Source organism: Pseudonocardia kunmingensis (genome assembly GCF_006716445.1).
Lineage (GTDB): Bacteria > Actinomycetota > Actinomycetes > Mycobacteriales > Pseudonocardiaceae > Pseudonocardia > Pseudonocardia kunmingensis.
In genome coordinates, this window is sequence record NZ_VFPA01000005.1 from 1 (window position 1) to 17,176 (window position 17,176).

The 17,176-nt window shown below is 73.5% G+C and carries 16 protein-coding genes and 6 pseudogenes; 3 read left to right on the forward strand and 19 right to left on the reverse strand.

Annotated features, from left to right (window positions below):
* Positions 1-562 (reverse strand): NAD-dependent epimerase/dehydratase family protein (locus FB558_RS33520; RefSeq protein WP_142060660.1); only part of this gene is annotated, 562 nt, incomplete at its 3' end.
* 17 nt (positions 563-579) lie between these two features.
* On the reverse strand, positions 580-1,569 hold the full coding sequence (locus FB558_RS33525) for a flavin-containing monooxygenase (protein WP_281288710.1): 990 nt from the start codon (positions 1,567-1,569) through the stop codon (positions 580-582).
* 384 nt (positions 1,570-1,953) lie between these two features.
* On the opposite strand from FB558_RS33525, the gene FB558_RS33530 reads away from it, so the two are divergent.
* Positions 1,954-2,226 (forward strand): TetR family transcriptional regulator, encoded by a 273-nt coding sequence (locus tag FB558_RS33530; protein ID WP_170231668.1) that lies wholly within the window; start codon positions 1,954-1,956, stop codon positions 2,224-2,226.
* A complete protein-coding gene (locus FB558_RS33535) occupies positions 2,223-2,546 on the forward strand; it encodes a TetR-type transcription factor C-terminal domain-containing protein (RefSeq protein WP_142060666.1) in 324 nt (107 codons plus the stop codon). The genes FB558_RS33530 and FB558_RS33535 overlap by 4 nt, the downstream gene beginning before the upstream one ends.
* Here the strand turns inward: FB558_RS33535 and FB558_RS45840 are convergent.
* From FB558_RS45840 to FB558_RS43560, 11 genes and pseudogenes are all read right to left on the reverse strand, one after another.
* Positions 2,482-3,291: an MBL fold metallo-hydrolase gene (locus FB558_RS45840; protein ID WP_142060668.1), complete on the reverse strand. Its 810-nt coding sequence runs from the start codon at positions 3,289-3,291 to the stop codon at positions 2,482-2,484. The genes FB558_RS33535 and FB558_RS45840 overlap by 65 nt on opposite strands.
* A gap of 932 nt (positions 3,292-4,223) precedes the next feature.
* Positions 4,224-4,969: pseudogene (locus tag FB558_RS45845) on the reverse strand (aldehyde dehydrogenase family protein).
* A pseudogene (locus FB558_RS45850) lies at positions 4,851-5,783 on the reverse strand (aldehyde dehydrogenase family protein); the annotation flags it as partial. The pseudogenes FB558_RS45845 and FB558_RS45850, both read right to left, overlap by 119 nt.
* A 7-nt stretch (positions 5,784-5,790) precedes the next feature.
* Positions 5,791-6,159 (reverse strand): alpha/beta fold hydrolase, encoded by a 369-nt coding sequence (locus FB558_RS33550; RefSeq protein WP_142060672.1) that lies wholly within the window; start codon positions 6,157-6,159, stop codon positions 5,791-5,793.
* Positions 6,135-6,413: an alpha/beta fold hydrolase gene (locus FB558_RS45855; RefSeq protein WP_170231705.1), complete on the reverse strand. Its 279-nt coding sequence runs from the start codon at positions 6,411-6,413 to the stop codon at positions 6,135-6,137. The genes FB558_RS33550 and FB558_RS45855 overlap by 25 nt, the downstream gene beginning before the upstream one ends.
* Entirely contained in the window at positions 6,383-7,036 is a 654-nt protein-coding gene (locus FB558_RS43555) for a hypothetical protein (RefSeq protein ID WP_170231669.1), read from the reverse strand. Before FB558_RS43555 ends, FB558_RS45855 begins: the two co-directional genes overlap by 31 nt.
* A gap of 253 nt (positions 7,037-7,289) precedes the next feature.
* A pseudogene (locus tag FB558_RS44935) lies at positions 7,290-7,451 on the reverse strand (MFS transporter); the annotation flags it as partial.
* A 98-nt stretch (positions 7,452-7,549) separates the two neighbouring features.
* Positions 7,550-8,383, reverse strand: a pseudogene (locus tag FB558_RS44940) (MFS transporter); the annotation flags it as partial.
* A 43-nt stretch (positions 8,384-8,426) separates the two neighbouring features.
* The gene (locus FB558_RS45355) at positions 8,427-8,921 is read right to left on the reverse strand and encodes a CoA transferase (protein WP_170231671.1); all 495 of its coding nucleotides are present in this window, start codon (positions 8,919-8,921) and stop codon (positions 8,427-8,429) included.
* Entirely contained in the window at positions 8,894-9,553 is a 660-nt protein-coding gene (locus tag FB558_RS45360) for a CoA transferase (RefSeq protein ID WP_142060678.1), read from the reverse strand. The genes FB558_RS45355 and FB558_RS45360 overlap by 28 nt, the downstream gene beginning before the upstream one ends.
* Positions 9,554-9,628: 75 nt before the next feature.
* Positions 9,629-10,285: an acetate--CoA ligase family protein gene (locus tag FB558_RS43560; RefSeq protein ID WP_281288711.1), complete on the reverse strand. Its 657-nt coding sequence runs from the start codon at positions 10,283-10,285 to the stop codon at positions 9,629-9,631.
* A 338-nt stretch (positions 10,286-10,623) separates the two neighbouring features.
* On the opposite strand from FB558_RS43560, the gene FB558_RS44950 reads away from it, so the two are divergent.
* Entirely contained in the window at positions 10,624-10,953 is a 330-nt protein-coding gene (locus tag FB558_RS44950) for a hypothetical protein (RefSeq protein WP_246106952.1), read from the forward strand.
* Here FB558_RS44950 and FB558_RS45860 read toward each other — a convergent pair.
* The 6 genes and pseudogenes from FB558_RS45860 to FB558_RS33600 all read right to left on the reverse strand — a co-directional run.
* Positions 10,881-11,351, reverse strand: a pseudogene (locus FB558_RS45860) (hypothetical protein); the annotation flags it as partial. The gene FB558_RS44950 and the pseudogene FB558_RS45860 overlap by 73 nt on opposite strands.
* A 50-nt stretch (positions 11,352-11,401) precedes the next feature.
* Complete coding sequence (locus tag FB558_RS45865) at positions 11,402-11,602, reverse strand: CoA-binding protein (protein WP_170231674.1); 201 nt, start codon at positions 11,600-11,602, stop codon at positions 11,402-11,404.
* Between the two features lie 106 nt (positions 11,603-11,708).
* Positions 11,709-11,942 (reverse strand): annotated as a pseudogene (locus tag FB558_RS33585) (acyl-CoA dehydrogenase family protein); the annotation flags it as partial.
* 70 nt (positions 11,943-12,012) lie between these two features.
* Positions 12,013-12,672, reverse strand: a complete 660-nt coding sequence (locus tag FB558_RS33590) for a GntR family transcriptional regulator (RefSeq protein WP_142060682.1) — start codon at positions 12,670-12,672, stop codon at positions 12,013-12,015.
* Between the two features lie 776 nt (positions 12,673-13,448).
* Positions 13,449-15,359 (reverse strand): ABC transporter ATP-binding protein, encoded by a 1,911-nt coding sequence (locus FB558_RS33595; protein WP_211367037.1) that lies wholly within the window; start codon positions 15,357-15,359, stop codon positions 13,449-13,451.
* On the reverse strand, positions 15,356-17,140 hold the full coding sequence (locus FB558_RS33600; RefSeq protein WP_142060684.1) for an ABC transporter ATP-binding protein: 1,785 nt from the start codon (positions 17,138-17,140) through the stop codon (positions 15,356-15,358). Before FB558_RS33600 ends, FB558_RS33595 begins: the two co-directional genes overlap by 4 nt.
* Positions 17,141-17,176: the final 36 nt, after the last annotated feature.

Consider the following 17,176-nt stretch of genomic DNA (forward strand, 5'->3'; position numbering starts at 1 on the left):
AGCCCGAGACGCCGCGGACACCACCCGGCCCGTAGACGGGGCTCGGCCGGATCCCGGCGGCCAGCAGGCCGTGCGTCGTGCGGTACACCTGGGCGAGCCGTTCGAGGTACAGCTTCCCGGCGCCGTAGAGCGGCATCCCGGGCGCGAGGTGGGTGGCCGCGTCCTCGGTCAGCGGGAGCTCCCCGGGGGCGTACATGGCGTCCGAGCCGTACACGGCGATCGAGCTGGCGAGCACCACGCGCTGCACCCCGAACAGCCGCGCGGCCTCCAGCACCACGGCGCTGCCCTGCACGTTCAGCTGGGTGGCGGGGTAGGGCTGCCGGTTGCTCGCCTCGCCCAGGCTGTAGGCCAGGTGGACGATCGCGTCCGCCTCCTTCGCCGCGGCGCCGACGTCGGCGAAGGACAGCACGTCGCCCCGCACGACGTCGACGTCCCCGGCCCTGGCGGCCGCCACGGGATCAGGAGCGACGTCGAACAGCCGGACGGCGTGCCCCCGCTCGGCGAGCTTGCGGCCGGTCAGGCTGCCGATGACCCCGGTGCCCCCGGTGACCAGTACTCGCATGTCTCCTCCTCGTCCTCTCAGGCGGCCATGTCCGCCGTGAGCTGCCCGGCGTAGGTGCGGAAGTCGACCTCGAGCCGGTAGCGCTCCGAGCCCACGAAGCTCGCCTCCACCCACCGCCGGTGCGCGGCGATCTCGCGGGCCATCTCCTCCTTGCCGGGCAGCGCCACCTCGCCGGTCAGCACCCGCGCGATCCACCGGCCCTGGACCTCGACCAGCGGGATCGTCGGGCCGACCGGCTGCACCAGGCCGGCGAAGTGCAGGCCGGGCACGTCGGGGTGCACGATCCGCCGGTAGAGCCGCGCGCCCCGCTCCGCACCGGCGACCAGGTCCTCGGACAGGAACGGGAACGACTGGTCGTAGCCGGTCGCGTAGATCACCACGTCCGCGGTGACGGCCGTGCCGTCGGTGAACCGGACCTCGCGACCGTCGAGCTCGGCGATGTCGGGCCGCATCCGGATCCAGTCGTAGGCCACGTACGGCAGCAGCTCCTGGCCGATCGTCGCGTGCTCGCGGTGGATCGGGTGGCGGGGCCTGGGCACCCCGAACCGCTCCTGCGGCCCGACGGCGACCCGGGCGATCGTCTTGACCAGGTTGCGGGCGACGGGCGTCGGCAGCCGCAGCGTGCGGGTGAAGAAACCCGACCAGCGGTCGGTCGGCACGCCGAGGAGGTACTTCGGCAGGATCCAGGCGCTGCGCCGGGTCGAGAGGTGGACCTGGCCCGCGACGCGGGCGAGGTCGACGGCGATGTCGCAGGCCGAGTTGCCCATCCCGACCACCACGACCGTCTTCCCGCTGAGCGGCTCCGGCGTCCGGTAGTCGTGCGAGTGCATCTCCTCGCCGGTGAACGTCCCCGGGAACGCCGGGCGGCGGGGCACGCTGAGGTGGCCGTTGGCGACGATCACGGCGTCGTACTCACCGGTGTCGTGCCCGCCGGCGCCGTGCCGGTCGGTCGGACGCCCAAGCGACCCACCTGCTCCACAGCGGCTGACATCGGGGTAGGTCTGCACAGCTCGGCTACCCCAACTCGGACGCGTAGCGCTCGAGGTCTCCAGCTACTGGCGGGCCCGAAGGACGGCGGGCCAGCCCCGCGGCCCGGGAAGTCGGGTAGGGCGAGGCTGCGGGAGATGGTTGTCGATCTGCAGGGAGCGGTACGACGACGAGTCCGCTGCGTGTCGTAGCGACCAGACCGCGAGCTCCGAGCCCTCTCGACCAGTCGAATGTCCACGACTCGCTGTTCCAGGCTCTTCGCCACGGTACCCGGAGGCGCCCTCGCCCACGATGCAGGCTTTCATCCACACCTGACATTCTCTTCCAATTCATTTCTAAAGTACGTCGGGAGAATATGCAGCGCGCGACTCCGGTGTCAACCAGATGTGCTAGGGATCTGCCGCGTGACCAGCGACGGAGCGGAGAAACCCGCGGCGATCCCAGATCATCGAGGTCGCCACCGAGCTCTTCGACAGGCGCGGCTACCACGAGACGACGATGCAGGCGATCGCCGATGTGCCGGCATCCGCAAGGCGTCCCTCTACTACTACTTCCGCAGCAAGGAGGACATACTCGTCGAGCTGCACGAGACCCTGATGACCGTCGTCATCCGGCAGCACAGCGACCGCCTCGCGGCCGGGCGGCTCGGGCCGCCGGACCTGCCTGCGCGGCCATGATGCGCGACGTCATCGGGCTGATGGAGTCCCACCCGGGCCACCTGCGGATCTTCTTCGAGAGCTACCGGGCGCTCCCCCTCGACGTCCGCGAGTCCGTGTCGGCCCAGCGCTCCGCGTACCGCCGGATGGTCACCGACGTCCTGGTCGCCGGGCAGAAGGAGGGCGAGTTCGCGGACGTGGACCCGGAGATGGCCGCCATCGCCGTGCTGTCCCTGATGAACTGGACCTACCAGTGGTTCCGCCGCAGCGGCCCGCTCACGGCCGAGGAGGTGGCCGACCGGCTCTGGCAGATGCTGTTGAACGGGATCGCCCCCCGGTGAGCGGGCTCGGGCCTGCGGGTGGGTGGGCTACCCCCGCGGCGGTGTCGCGGTGAGGTCGATGACCAGGTCGCCCGTGCCCGGCACGGCGAGGTGGCCGCTCCGTGACGCGGGGGTCGTGCCCGGGCACGACGACACCGCCCGGCCCGGCCAGCTCGCGCAGCCGGTCGAAGGCCCGGTACATGTCGGGCAGGTCGCAGACGACGCCGTAGGGCTTGTCCTCGCCGAGGTTGGCGTAGAAGTGGCTCGCGTCCGAACGCGAGCACCCGCACGCCGTCGTCGGTCTGTCACGCGCACCACCTGCGTGCCCGGCGTGTGCCCACCGACCAGGTGCAGGCCGACGCCGGGGGCGACGGCGGCGTCGCCCTCCATGACCTCGACGCGGCCGTCGTCGACGAGTCGGCGGATCGTGGGCGAGGTCGTCGGGGTCGAGCAGGTGCGCGAACCCGCCCCGGCGGGCCATGGGCGAGGACCAGAACTCGAGCTCGCGCCGCTGCCGCCAGATCCGCGCCGCGGGGTAGGCGCCGACGAAACCGGTGTGGTCGTAGTGCAGGTGCGTCAGCACGAGATCGGAGACGTCCCCGGGCTCGCGGCCGAGGCGGCGGAGCAGGTCGACCGGGGGTGGCGAGGTAGGGCCGGTCCCCCCGGCGCCCGGCCGTGTCCCGGGGTGAACCCGGCGTCGACGACGACCGTGCGGTCGCCGTCGAAGGACGACCCAGGTGAAGTAGTCGATGGGCCACGGGTCCATGCACCCGCCGGATGGGCCGTAGAAGTGCTCCCCGCGGACCGACGCGGTGCGGTAGGCGTACCGGAGGGCGAAGACCCCCGGGAGGCGCGGCGGTACACGACCCGGTCCTCGCTTCGAAGGTACAGCGGCCGCCCGGCACACGCCCTCCCATCAGCGTGGGCAGACGGCGGCATAGTCGGCCCGCCCGAGCCCGGCGCGAGTGCCAGGTCGTAGACGCTCTGGGCGGCCTGCGTTGGCGAACAGCGGGTGTGCCCGACCGCTGAGCCATGGCGAGGTCCGGAGCGCTGGAGTCCTTGCGCGCCGCCTCAGCGGCATGCCGCCCGCGTACTCCCCGCTCGCCACCCGCTCCATGACGCGATTGGGTCAGCGGGGCGCAGCGAGACCAGCCGTCGGCCGTCTCGAGGGGACGGCAGCCACGTCCGCGAGGGTCGCCGCCCTCCGCGCCTGGCCATCGCGAACGCCTCCACGAGGACGACCATGACGGCGTGCAGGCTGACACCGTTGTTGACGACTGGCCGCCATCCCGTTGCCGAGGTCGCGCGAATCGGGACCAGCCTGCGAGCCGCCGAGGGCGTCGAGGGACGCCGCGGGCCGACTCGACGTCGGTCGTGCTCCGCCGGACGAGCAGCGTGGCGGTGCCGCTTTCCATCTGCGCAGACGCCGACAGGATCGCGCAGCGTCGAGCACCCCGGCGCCGGCCGGCGCCACAGCGGCGCCCACTCACGCACGTCGGTCGGCAGGACCGTGCTCGTCTCTGACGACGAGGGTGCCCTGGCTGATCGTGCCGGCCAGGTCGCCGAGCACCGACCGGGACACGCGGGGTTCGGCAGGCACAGCACGATCGTGTCGCAGGCGGCGAGGTCGTCGAGCCGGTCGGTGGTGTGACCCGCTCGTGCGCCTCCGCCATGGCGCGCCGCTCCACGGAGATTGTCTTACGCGAGGACGTCGTGCGCCGTCGCCAGGCGGCCCGCCACGGGCAGCCCATCTGGCCGAGCCCGCAGAGGTCGATCCGGGTGGTGGTCATGCCGGCCTCCGTCAGCCTTGATCGCGAACGGGTCCCGGACCTCGTCGGAGAGGTCGATGAGCACGTTCTTGGTGTGCAGGTACTCGTCGATGGCCTCGACGCCGCGCTCCCGCCCGTACCCGGACTTCTTCACGACGCCGAAGGGTGCCTGTGCGGCGCTGTAGCGGTAGGTGTTCACCCAGACCGTGCCCGCGGCGAGCTCGCGCGCGGACCCGGTGTGCGCGGGAGACATCCGAGGTCCAGATTGCCGCTGGGCCAGCCCGTACTCGGTCACGTTGGCAGATGGCGAGGCCTCCTCCTCGTCGGCGACCGGTGGTGTGGCGAGCACGGGTCCGAAGACCTCCTGCTGGCGAGGTCCGACGCCGGATCGACGTGCGCGAAGACCGTCGGCTCGACGAAGGAGCCGCGGCGAGGTTCGGCGTCGTCGGGAATGCCACCGCCGGTCAGCAGCTGCGCACCGTCGGTGCGGGCGCGGCCGATGCGGTCGAGATCCGCATCCGCTGCGCCTGGCTCGCCACCGGGCCATCTGGGTGGCGTCGTCGGTCGGGTCGCCGAGCACGATGCGACGGGCGGTCTCGGCGACCTGCTCGCACGACCGGTCGTGGACTCGCTCGTGCACCAGCAGCCGGCTGCCGGCGATGCAGGTCTGGCCACCGGCGGCGAAGATGCCGGCCACCGCCACGGGTAGCGCCCGCTCGAGGTCCGCGTCGTCGAAGACGATGTTGGCGGACTTGCCGCCCAGCTCCAGCGTCACCGGGACGAGCGCCGCCGTCGCGGCGCGCTGGATCGCCTGACCGGTCTCGACGGAGCCGGTGAAGCTGATCCGGCCCAGCCGGGGGTCGGTGGTGAGCGCGACGCCGGCCTCCGCGCCGCCGGTGACGATGTTGACCACTCCGTCGGGGAAGCCCGCCTCGGTCACCAGCTCGGCCATCCGCAGTGTGGTCAGCGGAGCCAGCTCGCTCGGCTTGACCACGACGGTGCAGCCGGCGGCCAGGGCCGGGGCGAGCTTGTTGGCCAACAGCTGCATGGGCGAGTTCCAGGCGGTGATCAGCGCGGCGACGCCGACCGGCTCGCGCACCGTGTAGTCGAACGTGTCCCACGCGTCGAGCGGCACCGTACGGCCGTGGATCTTGTCGGCGAGTCCGGCGAAGAAGCGGTAGTTGCGGGCCGCGAACCGGGCCTGCGTGCGGGTCTCCCGCAGGAGCTTGCCGTTGTCCGAGGTCTCCAGCAGTGCCAACTCCTCGGCGTCCCGTTCGAGGAGGTCGGCGAGGAGGTGCATGAGCCGGGCGCGCTCGGCGCCGGAGGTGCGTCGCCAGGCCCGGAAGGCGTCCGTCGCCGCGGTGACGGCGTCGTGGACCTGGTCGGCCGTGGCGTCGGCGATCCGGCCGAGCTCCCGGCCGTCGACGGGACTGGTGACCGCCATCGACGTGGCGGGGTCGACCGCGGGCCGGCCGCCGCCGATGAGCATCCGGGTGTCAGTCACGGGGTCCTCCGAGGTGCTGGAGCGCACGGGCGAGATGGGGCGCGAACGCGGCCGGGTTCTCGCAGATGGGGAAGTGGCCGAGACCGGGCATCTCCCAGAACACCGCGCCCGGTATCCGCGTGGCGGTCTGCTCGGACATCCTCGGCGTGCACGAGTAGTCGTACTCCCCGGTCATCATCACCACCGGGCAGGTGGCGGTGTCGATGTGCGGCACCTTCTCGGTGCCGTCCCAGTCGCCGCTGTAGAAGTCGATGTCCCCGGCGAACGCGCCCGCACCGCCCTGCGAGTAGGTCCAGAGGATGTCCTCCCGGCAGGACCGCGGGCTGCGGGGGGCGATCAGTCCGGCGATCCACTCGGGCACGAAGGTCGCGGGTGTCGACGCGTGGGTCGCGAGCCCACGGCGTGGTCCGGCCGGGCACCTTCTCGCTCGCCTCCACAGGCGATCACGCCGCGGAACGCCTCCGGCGCCCGGTAGGCCATCTCGAGGCAGACCTCGCCCGCCATGGAGGCACCCAGCAGGATCGGGCGGTCGAGGCCGAGCGCCCGGACGACCGCGAGGATCGTGTCGCCGTACCGGGACGTCGTCAGCGTCCACGACCCGATCGGGCCCGGCAGCCGGCCGGACGAGCCGTGGCCGGCAGGTCGAACGCGATCACCTCGTGCCGGGCCGTGAGGGCGGCGTCCGACATCAGGGCGTGCGCCTGCCGCGAGTCGGCGCCTGCGGTGTGGAGCACGAGCAGCGGGGTGCCCGTGCCGGCCGTGGCGACGTGCAGGTCCACCGGCGAGCCCTCCACCTCGGCCGTGACGTACCGCTCGCTGATGCGGGAGCGGTCGATCTCCGGGTCGGGGTCGGGCGCGGGCGGGCCGTGCAGCAGCTCCCGGCCGAGTGCCAGGACCCGGTGGACGATCCGGGCGTGCTGCGCGTACGCGCGTTCGTCCCCCTCGACGAGGGTGCCCGGGACGCGCATGCGCATCGCCAGGAAGTGGTGGTGGCAGGGCTGCGGGTCGGGCGCGAAGAACCGGGCCCACGCGTCCGGCGTCGCCGCGAGCTCGAACTCTGGCGTTCCCGAGCCGAGGGCGAACCGGCCACGGTCGCAGGTGACCACGACCCGCGCCCCGTCGGACCGCACCGCGAACGTCACCGCGGCGTCGCGGCCCGCGACCTGGAGCTCGGGATCGGTGGCGCAGCGGTGGACCCAGGCGGGCGCGTCGGAGAACGGCGTGCGCGTCGCCGTCATGACGCTGCACCGTGCGGGTCGCGGGCGCGACAGTCGTCGTCCTCGAAGCGACGTCCGGGCCCGGTGGCGACCCAGACCGCGACGAACGTGAGCAGCGACACGAAGATGACGTACGGCGGGATCGCGACGGCGCCGCGCCGGCACCGGTCGCGACCAGCGCGGTCAGGATCAGCGGGGCGAACCCGCCACCGAGGATGCCGCCGATCTGGTACCCGAGCGACGCGCCGCTGTAGCGGACCTCGGGCGAGAAGAGCTCGGCGAAGAGCGTCGCCAGCGGCCCGTACATGAGCGGGTGGATGAACGAGAGGCCCACGACGGAGGTGATGCCCAGGACGACGGCGGAATCGGCCGCCTCGTTGACGAGGAAGAACGGGTAGGCGTAGAGCGCGAGGAGCACCGTGCCGGTGAGGAACACCGTGCGACGGCCGAACCGGTCGGACAACGCCGCGGCACCGGGGTGGTGACGATCGCGATCGTGCCGGCGATCGCGACGATCGTCAGCACGACGGGACGCTCGATCCCCAGCTCGGTGGTGGCGTAGGTGAGCATGAAGGTCGCGAACAGGTAGAAGTTCACGAACGGCGCGAGACAGGTCGCGATGGCGAGCAGGATGTTGAGCGGGTGCCGGCGGATCGCGTCGAGCAGCGGCATCGAGGACGTCCGTCCGGCCTTCTCCACGGCGGTGAAGGCAGGGCTCTCGACGACGCGCAGCCGGATGAACAGGCCCACGACCACCAGCACCGCGCTGAACAGGAACGGCAGGCGCCAGCCCCAGGAGGTGAACTGCTCGCTCGGGAGGAGGGAGACCAGGCCGAACGCCAGTGTGGACAGCACCAGGCCCGCCGGTGATCCCGTCTGCGTCCAACTGCCGGCCAGGCCGCGCCGCCCCTTCTCGGCGTGCTCGACCGACATGAGCACCGCGCCGCCCCACTCACCGCCGACGGCGAAGCCCTGGAGCAGGCGCAGCACGATGAGCAGGATCGGAGCAGCCACGCCGATCTGCCCGTAGGTGGGCAGGAGGCCGATGAGGGTCGTCGCGACGCCCATCCCGACCAGGCTCCAGATGAGCATCTTCTTGCGGCCGAGGCGATCCCCGAAATGACCGAAGACGACGCCACCGATCGGCCGGGCGAGGAACCCGGCGGCGAAGGTGCCGAACGCGGCGATGGTGCCGACGGCGGGGTCGAAGGACGGGAAGAACAGCTGGTTGAAGATCAGCGCCGCTGCGGTGCCGTAGAGGTAGAAGTCGTACCACTCGATCGCCGTGCCGATGAAGCTCGCACGGACGACCCGGCGCCGCATCCGTGCCGTGCCGACGTCCATGCCCGGCGTTGCGTTCTGCGTCATCGTCGACCTTCCCGCGGCATCGTCACCGCTGGACGCTTCGAGCTCAGTGTGTACCTTTGTATACAGTGCCGGTTCCGCGACGGCAAGCAGGACCGAGGAGCGGAACCGACGTCCGACCACGCACGCTGCGGGACGCGGTGCTCAGGAGCTGAACAGCACCGGGAACCGGTAGAGCCGCCCCGCCTCCGGGTGCCGGAACACCCCGGCCGGTCCCCTCCGCCTCGGCGGCGTCGAGCGCGTCGCCCGGGCCGAGCACCGGCGCGACCGGGACGCCGCAGGCGCTCAGCTCCGCGACGACCGCCCGCCCGTCGCGGGTCAGCACGGCATCGGCGATGGCCGCGTTGATCTCGGTGGTCGCGGCTCGTCGGGCAGCGTGCCGCGCCCATCGGGGGTCGGTCCACTCGACCAGCCCCAGCCCGCGCACCAGCCCTGCCCAGAAGTGGTCCTCGATGGCCGCGATCGCCACCGCGGTGCCGTCCGCGCACGCGAACGTGCCGTACCCCGGCCGGCTCAGCGCGCTCGCGCGCTGCTCGGACACGTCGGAGAGGCCGTTGTGCGCGAACCCGCCGAGCCTCGGTTGAGCCAGTGCGCGAGGCAGTCCCGGATCGAGACGTCCACGCAGAGCCCCCGGCCGGTGCGGTCGCGGTGTCGCAGGGCGGCCAGCGTGGCCGACGTGGCGTACATCGCGGCGCAGAGGTCCGCGACGGGGACGCCGGGGCCCCACTCCGGTGGGCCGCCCGGCCGCCCGGCCAGCGACAGCACGCCTGCGTAGGCGGCATAGGTGTTGTCGTGGCCGGGCTCGTCCGACAGCGGGCCGTGCTGGCCGAACCCGGACAGCGACACGTAGACCAGCTGCGGGTGGCGCTGCGTCAGCCGCTCCGGGCCGAACCCGAGCCGTTCCAGCACCCGGGGCCGGAAGCCCTCGACCACGACGTCGGCGGTGGCGACCAGCTCCGCCACCCGCCGGCGGTCGGCGTCGTCGCGCAGGTCCGCGGTGACGTGCTCCTTGCCCCGGTTCACCGCCGCGAACAGGCCCGGCCCCAGCGCACGCGCGTTGTCGCCGCCCGGCCGCTCCACCTTGATCACCCGAGCGCCGAGCTCGACCAGGTTCTGGGTGAAGAACGGTCCGGGGAGGAGCTCGCTGAAGTCGACGACGACGAGGTCCGCCAAGAGGTGTTCAGCAGATCACGAGGCCCGTCCGAGGCCACGGTGACCAGGGCGTCGAGTACGACGACGCGGGCCTCGTCACCGTCCGCAGGCCGCACCCGCACCGGGTTGAGGTCGATCTCCTCGATCTGGTGGGCGTGCGCGACGACGAGGTCGGAGACCGCGACGAGCAGGGTCGACGAACCCGTCGACGTCGCAGGCGGGCCTGCCGCGGGCTCCTGTCAGCAGGGCGTGGCACCGCAGGGCGGCCACCATCTCCTCGGCCTGGGGCCTGCCCACCGGCAGCAGCCGCCGCTGCACGTCGTCGAGCAGCTCCACGAGCACCCCTCCCGCGCCGACCGTGAGCAGGTGCCCGAACACCGGGTCGCGGTGCACCCCCACGATCATCTCGACGCCGTCGGCAGGCACCATGCGCTCGACGAGCACCCCGCCGGTCGCCGCGTGCGGCGCCTTGAGCGCGACGTGCTCGGTGACCTGCCGCCACGCGTCCTCGGCCGCGGCACCCGACCCGACGTCGACAGCGACGCCCCCGACGTCGGACTTGTGCGGTAGCTCGGAGCTGACGATCTTGACGACCACGGGGCAGCCCAGCCGTTCGCGGCCGCGCGAGCCGCCGGAGCGCTCTGCACGACCTCCCCGTCCGGCACCGGCACGCCCGCCGCCGACAGCCAGGCCTTCGCCCGTGGCTCGGTGTCCACGGCGGAAGCGCCGCGACCGTCCCCGGCTCGTCGGCACGCAACAGCAGCGGCACCGCAGGTGGGTGCGCCTCGGCGGCGGCCCGCCACCGGCCGTACTCGGCCCAGCGGCGCACCGCCAGCACCGCTTTGGTGAGGCTGCGCGGCGAGCAGAAGCTCGCGTCCGCCAGTACCTGCCACCCCGGGCCGCGGCGGTCGCTCATCCAGACCGGGACGATGGGGACGTCCGTCTGCTCCTGCGCGGCGGCGATGGCCCGCGACGAGGTGGCCGAGCGCTCTGCGTAGTCCAGCGGGATCGGCATCAGCACGAGGTCGACGCCGGGATCCCCGGCCACGGTGCGCAGTGCGCGATCGAACAGACCGGGCTCGGAGATCGTCGTGGCCGTCGTGTCCACCGGGTTGTCGACGGCGGCGAAGGCCGGGAGGTCCGCCCGCAGCGAGGCTCTGGTGTCGTCGGCGAGCTCGGCGGGCTCGAGGTCCGCCGAACCCACGAGGTCGGCGGCGAGTGACAGCGCCCCGCCGGACGCGCCGAACAGGGCGACGCGGGTCCGCGCGGGCGGGGTCGCCCTGGCCAGCAGCCAGGCCACGTCCACCAGCTCGTCGGTGTCGCGGACCTCGACCACGCCCAGCTGCGCCAGCACGGCGCTGTTCACCGCGGCGGAGCCGGCCATCGCCGCGGTGTGGGACTGCACGGCGCGCTCGCCGTAGGCGGAGTGCCCGACCTTCAGCGTGACGACCGGTTTGCCCGCCTCCGCCGCGGCGCGCAGGGCCGCGAGCAGGCGGGCGCCGTCCCGATGCCCTCGAACAGGGGTGACGATCACCCGGATCGCCGGGTCGGCGGCCATGTGGTGCACGAAGTCGGCCACGTCCAGGTCGACCCATTGCCCAACGACGCCCACAGCGCCGCGCCCGACCCGCGCACCCCGGACTGCAGTATGTTGCGCCCGAGGCCGCCCCCCTGCGTCGCGATGCCCAGCGGCCCGCTCGTGCGGGTCGTCGGCGAACGCCGGCGAGAACGTCATGCCGATGCGGTCGGCGAGGTTGGTCAGACCGGGGCAGTTCGGGCCGTAGATGCGCATGCCCGACGTCCGCGCGATCCCGCGCATCTCCTCCTGCAGCGCGCGGCCGGCCTCGCCGGTCTCGCTGAACCCGGAGGTCAGCACGATCGCGAACCGCACTCTCCTTCGCCGCGCACTGCCGCAGCGCGTCCAGGACGCCGGGCCGCCGGGATGCAGACCACGGCGACGTCGGGCGCCTCCGGCAGCGCGGCCACGTCGGGATGGCACACCCGGCCGCCGATCTCGCGACGGCGCGGGTTCACCAGATGGACCCGGCCACGGAACTCCGAGGCCTCCACCAGGTTGTCCCACGGTCAGCTTGCCGATGCTGCCCGGGGTTGTCCGAGGCGCCGATCAGCGCCACGGACTCCGGGCGGACGAGGCGCGACAGGTCGGGGAACTCGATCACTTCGCACCCCCGCCGATCGCCGACATGCCGACCAGCTCCCGGCCGATGATCAAGGTCTGCATCTCGGTGGTGCCCTCCGGGATCGTCCCCCCTCGGGTGTCGCGGAAGATCCGCTCGATCGGGTAGTCGCCTGGCGTAGCCACTCGCGCCGTGCACTGCAGCGCCATGTCGGCGACCTCGTGGGCGGCCTCGGTGGCGTAGAGCTTCGCGATCGAGCCCTCGAGCCGTGCGGGCCCGCCCCTTGTCGATGGCGTCGGCGGCGAGGTAGCTCAGCGCGACGGGCCGCCTCGATGCGGATCTTCATGTCGGGCGGTGCCGGGCGACGCCGAGGGCGTGCGGCGAGCCGCGGCGGGGGTCGGCGCTGACCGGTTCCAGGTACTCCACGGCGGTGTGCGGGGCGAGCCCGTAGCGCTCGTCGAGCAGTTCGTATAGTCGATCCGTGAGCGGGTGGGTGAGCAGGCCGGGCAGCGCCTCGGCGGGCAGCCAGGACCGCTCCAGGGCGAGCGCGGTGCCGTCGGCCGAGCGCACGCGCACCACCTCGTGCACCGGGGCGCCGGTGGGCAGCCGCAGCGCCGCGGCGACGGGCGGCTCGGCGTCGACGGTGTGCGCGGCGAGCACCTCGGCGCCCGCCCGGCGGTGCGCGCGGCGCATCTGCTCGGTGAACCCGGCGAGGCCGGTGAGGTCGCAGTCGATCCGGGGCTCGGCGACGAACGCGCCGCCGGAACGGCCAGGGGTGCGGATCAGCACGCCGCGGCGCGCGAGCCCGTCGAGGGCCTGGCGCAGCGTCATCCGGCTCACGTGCAGCGCGGCGGCGAGCTCGCGCTCCCCGGGCAGTCGGTCTCCCGCGGCGACCCGGCCCGCGGTGATCTCGTCCATGAGCCACCGCTCGATCTGCGCGTGCACCGGGTGGCCCCGGTGCCGCGAGAGCTCCGGGGCGCGCCCGAGCAACTCCGCCGTCACCCACCCAGGTTAGGTGCCGCACGCCCGCTCCGGGGGGAGGACGCCCGGTTCGCCGCGTGATCCGCTCCCGTCACGAGCGGTGATCGCTCTGAGTCGCACGCCGTGGTCGTGTCGGGGACGCGGGCGTGCGGATCGCAACGATCAGCCGCTCGTGATCGGCCCGAGTCGCACCCTGCTGAGGTCGCGCCGACCGGGATGCGCGACCGGCAACGATCAGGATCGAGATCCATCCGAGCCGCACAGCACCGCTACCACGACCCCCATCACGTGCGACTCGCAAGGATCACCGCCCCGAGCCGTACACCGCTGCTGACGCCGCCACCGTCGCGCGCGACTCGCGACGATCACCGCCCACGACCCCTCCGAACCGCACACTGCGGCTGACGAGCACCGCGCCGGGCGGCTCGCAGCGATCAACGGCCGAGATCCATGCCAACAGCACGCCACTGCTGCCGCGGCGACCGTCACGTGCGGCTCGCAACGATCACCGGTCAGCGGCGACGGCGACGGGCATGTCCCCCGGGAGAGCAGCCGGCGCTGTTCGACCTTCCTGGAGCCGCGCTCAGTGCCAACCTCGGCGCCGGTCACTCGGCTGTGATCAGCGTGTGCGGTTCTCCAGCCGCATCTGCGCGGCTCAGCCGCATCTGCGCGGCTCTGCGACCGCTCCCGTCGATCACCGCTCCGGAATGTCACTCCCGCGGCCCGCGTTGACCAGCCGAGATCGACACCCTCGTCGTGACCGGGCGGTCACCGGCCACGACGAGGGTGTCTGGGGGTCAGGCCAGGCTCGCCCGCCACGCCTCGTGGAGCGTCGCGAACTCGCCATCGCCCGCCAGCAGCTGCGCGGGGCTGCCGTCCTGCACGATCCGGCCGTCGGCGACCACCAGGACGCGGTCGGCGATCAGCACCGTCGACAGGCGGTGGGCGATGATCATGGCTGTGCGCCCGGCCAGCACCGTCTCCAGCGCGTCCTGCACCGCGCGCTCCGAGGGGATGTCCAGCGAGGACGTCGCCTCGTCGAGCAGCACCACCGCCGGGTCGGCGAGCACCACCCGGGCCAGGGCCACGAGCTGGCGCTGGCCGGCCGACAGGCGGCCGCCGCGCTTGCGGACGTCGGTGTCGAAGCCCTCCGGGAGCGCCTCGACGAACTCCCGCGCCCCGACGGCCTCCGCGGCGGCGACGACCTCGTCGCGGGAGGGGACGACGCCGGCGGGGTGCCCCATCGCGATGTTGTCGGCCACCGAGCCGGAGAACAGGAACGCCTCCTGCGTGACCATCACCAGCGCGGAGCGCAGGTCGGCGTCGGCGACGTCGCGCAGGTCCACGCCGTCGAGCCGGACGGCGCCCTCGGTGGGGTCGTAGAAGCGGGCCGCGAGCTTCGCCAGCGTCGACTTGCCTGCGCCGGTGGCCCCCACCAGCGCCACCGTCTGCCCGGCCGGCACCCGCAGGGAGAACTCGGGCAGCACCGTCCGGTCGGCGGAGCGCGAGTAGGCGAAGCGCACCCGGTCGAACTCCAGCTCGCCCCGCACCGGGTCGGGCAGCCGCACCGGGTGGCCCGGTTCGGGCACACCCACGGGCGTGTCCAGCACCGATGAGATCTTCTCGAGGGCGGCGGCTGCGGACTGGTAGCTGTTGAAGAACTGCGCCAGGTCGTCGAGCGGGTCGTAGAAGCGGCGCAGGTAGAGCATGAACGCGGTGAGGGCGCCGAGCGCGAGCGTGCCGTCCACGACCCGCAGCCCGCCCAGCAGCAGCACCAGCGCCAGCGTGGTGTTGCCGACCAGGCGCACACCTGCCACGAACCACGCGACGGTGAGGAACGCCGTGGTGTTGGCGTCGCGGTAGGCGACGGAGAGCCCGTGCATGATCTCGTCGTTGCGCCGCTCCCGGCGGAACGCCTGCACGGCGCGGATCCCGTTGACCGACTCCACGAAGTGCACGATCAGCCGCGCCACGGTGCTGCGGGTGCGCCGGTAGCTGGCCCGGGAGCGGCGCTGGAACCAGCGGGTGAGCAGCAGCAGCGGCCCGAACCCGGCCAGCACCACCGCGGCCAGCAGCGGGTCGATCCAGATCAGCAGGACCGTGATGCCCACCAGCGACAGCACGGCGCCGAACAGCCCGTCCAGGCCCTTCTCCAGCAGGTCCGACAGCGCGTCCATGTCGCTGGTCAGCCGCGAGATCAGCCGGCCAGAGGTGAACGACTCGTGGAAGTCGAGCGACAGCCGCTGCCCGTGACCGAAGACGCGCCGGCGCAGGTCGAGCAGCAGGTCCTGGCCGATGCGCCCGGACAGCAGCAGGAACCCGGCCCGCAGCCCGGCGCCGGCCACGCCGGTGGCGGCGTAGCCGGCGATGGCCGCGGCGAGGGGGCCGGGGCGGCCCTCGAGCGCGGCCGGCACCCCGGTGTCGATCGCCGATGCCACCAGCAGGGGACCGGCGAGCATCACGGCGTTCTCGGCGACGAGCAGCACCGCGGCCAGCACCACCGCCGCCCGGTGCGGGCGCAACAGCTCCCCGACGAGCCGGCGCGCGCGGGCCTGCAGCGCCAGCCCGGTGCGCCGGTCGACGGCGTCGGCCTCCTCCTCGGCCGCGGCGTCGGCGGCGATCCCGCGCCAGGCCTCGTCGTCGCCCGGCCGCCCGGTGTCGCGTGTCGCGGTGTCGCGTGCCCCGGTGTCGGGTGCCTCGGTGCTCACGCCCCCACCTCCTCACGCTGGTCGTCGCTCTCGAGGCTGGTCAGCAGCCTGCGGTACTCCGGGTGGCGGGCCAGCAGCTCGCTGTGCGTGCCGACGGCGGTGATGCGCCCGCCGTCGAGGAGGGCGACCCGGTCGGCGAGCTGCACGGTGGAAGGCCGGTGCGCGACGACGAGCGCGGTGACCCCGCCCAGCACGCGGCGCAGCGCGGCCTCCACCTCGGCCTCGGTGTGCACGTCCAGGGCCGAGAGCGGGTCGTCCAGGACCAGCACCGGCGGGTGGGCGACCACGGCCCTGGCGAGCGCGAGGCGCTGGCGCTGCCCACCGGAGAGCGACATGCCCTGCTCGCCGATGCGCGTGTCCAGGCCCCACGGGAGCGCCGCCACGAAGCCGTCGGCGCTCGCGACCCGCAACGCCTCCCACACCCGGGAGTCGTCGGTGCCGCCGGGCAGCCCGAGCGTGACGTTCTCCCGCACGCTCGCCGAGATCAGCACCGAGTCCTCGAACGCGGTGGCGACGGCGGTGCGCAGCTCGGCCAGGCGCAGCCGCCGCACGTCGACGCCGTCGAGCAGGACCGCGCCGCCGGTGACGTCCTCGAGGCGGGTGACGAGCGCGGTGAGCGTGGTCTTGCCGGAACCGGTGGCGCCGACCAGCGCCATCGTCTCGCCGGGCCGCACCGCGAGGTCCACCCCGCGCAGGACCTCCCGGTCGCTGCCGGGGTGGCGGAACCGGACGTCGCGCAGCTCGAGGGCGCCGCGCACGGGCCGCGGCAGGGGGACGGGGTCGTCGGGGTCGACGATCGCGGGGGGCACGTCGCGGACCTCCCAGTACCGCCGGGTGGCCGCGGCCGCCTCGCTGGCCTGGGCGAGCAGCCAGCCCAGGGACGCGACCGGCCAGTACAGGTAGGTCATCACCGTGACCGCGGCGACGAGCGTGCCGATCGTCAGCGAGCCGTCGGCGACGCCGTAGGCGCCGAGCCCGAGCACCACGGCGATCGCGCCCTCGGGGAGCAGCACGAGCACCGCCCAGAGCGCGGCGATGAGCCGTACCTTCGCGAGCTCGGTGCCGCGCAGCCCGCGCGCGTCGGCCACGAAGCGCGCGGTGAGCCGCCGCCCGCGGCCCAGCGACTTGAGCACGCGGATGCCCAGCGCCGACTCCTCCACCACGGTGGCGAGGTCGCCCGCCTGGTCCTGCGCCCGGCGCGCGGCGACGGAGAACCGGCGCTCCAGGGTGAGTGTGAGCACCAGCAGCGGCACGGCGGTGACGGCGATGACCAGGCCGAGCCACACCGACAGCCACAGCAGCACACCGATGCCGACGGCCACGGTGAGCACGTTGACCACGAGGAAGATCCCCGAGAAGGCCACGAACCAGCGGATGGTGGTGAGGTCGGTGGTGGCGCGCGAGAGCAGCTGGCCCGACGCCCATGCGTCGTGGAAGGCCACCGGCAGCCGCTGCAGGTGGGCGAACAGGTCGGCGCGCATCGTGGCCTCGATGGCGGTGCTGGGCCGGGCGACCAGGCGGCGGCGCAGGAACGTCAGCAGCGCCTCGCACGTGCCCAGCGCCACCACGCCGAGGACCAGCCACGGCAGCGCGGCGAGCTCGCCGCGCGCGATAGGGCCGTCGACGATCGCGCGGGTGACCAGCGGGATGGTCAGGCCGGCGAGGGTGCCGCCGAGCGCGGCGGAGCCACCGGCGAGCAGGACCCACCGGTGCGGGCGGACGTAGGGGGTGAGGCGGAGCAGGGAACCGAGGGTGGCCCGGTCGGGCGGCGGGACGCTCATGGCTGCATCGACGCTAGGACGGCCGGGCGGCCCGCG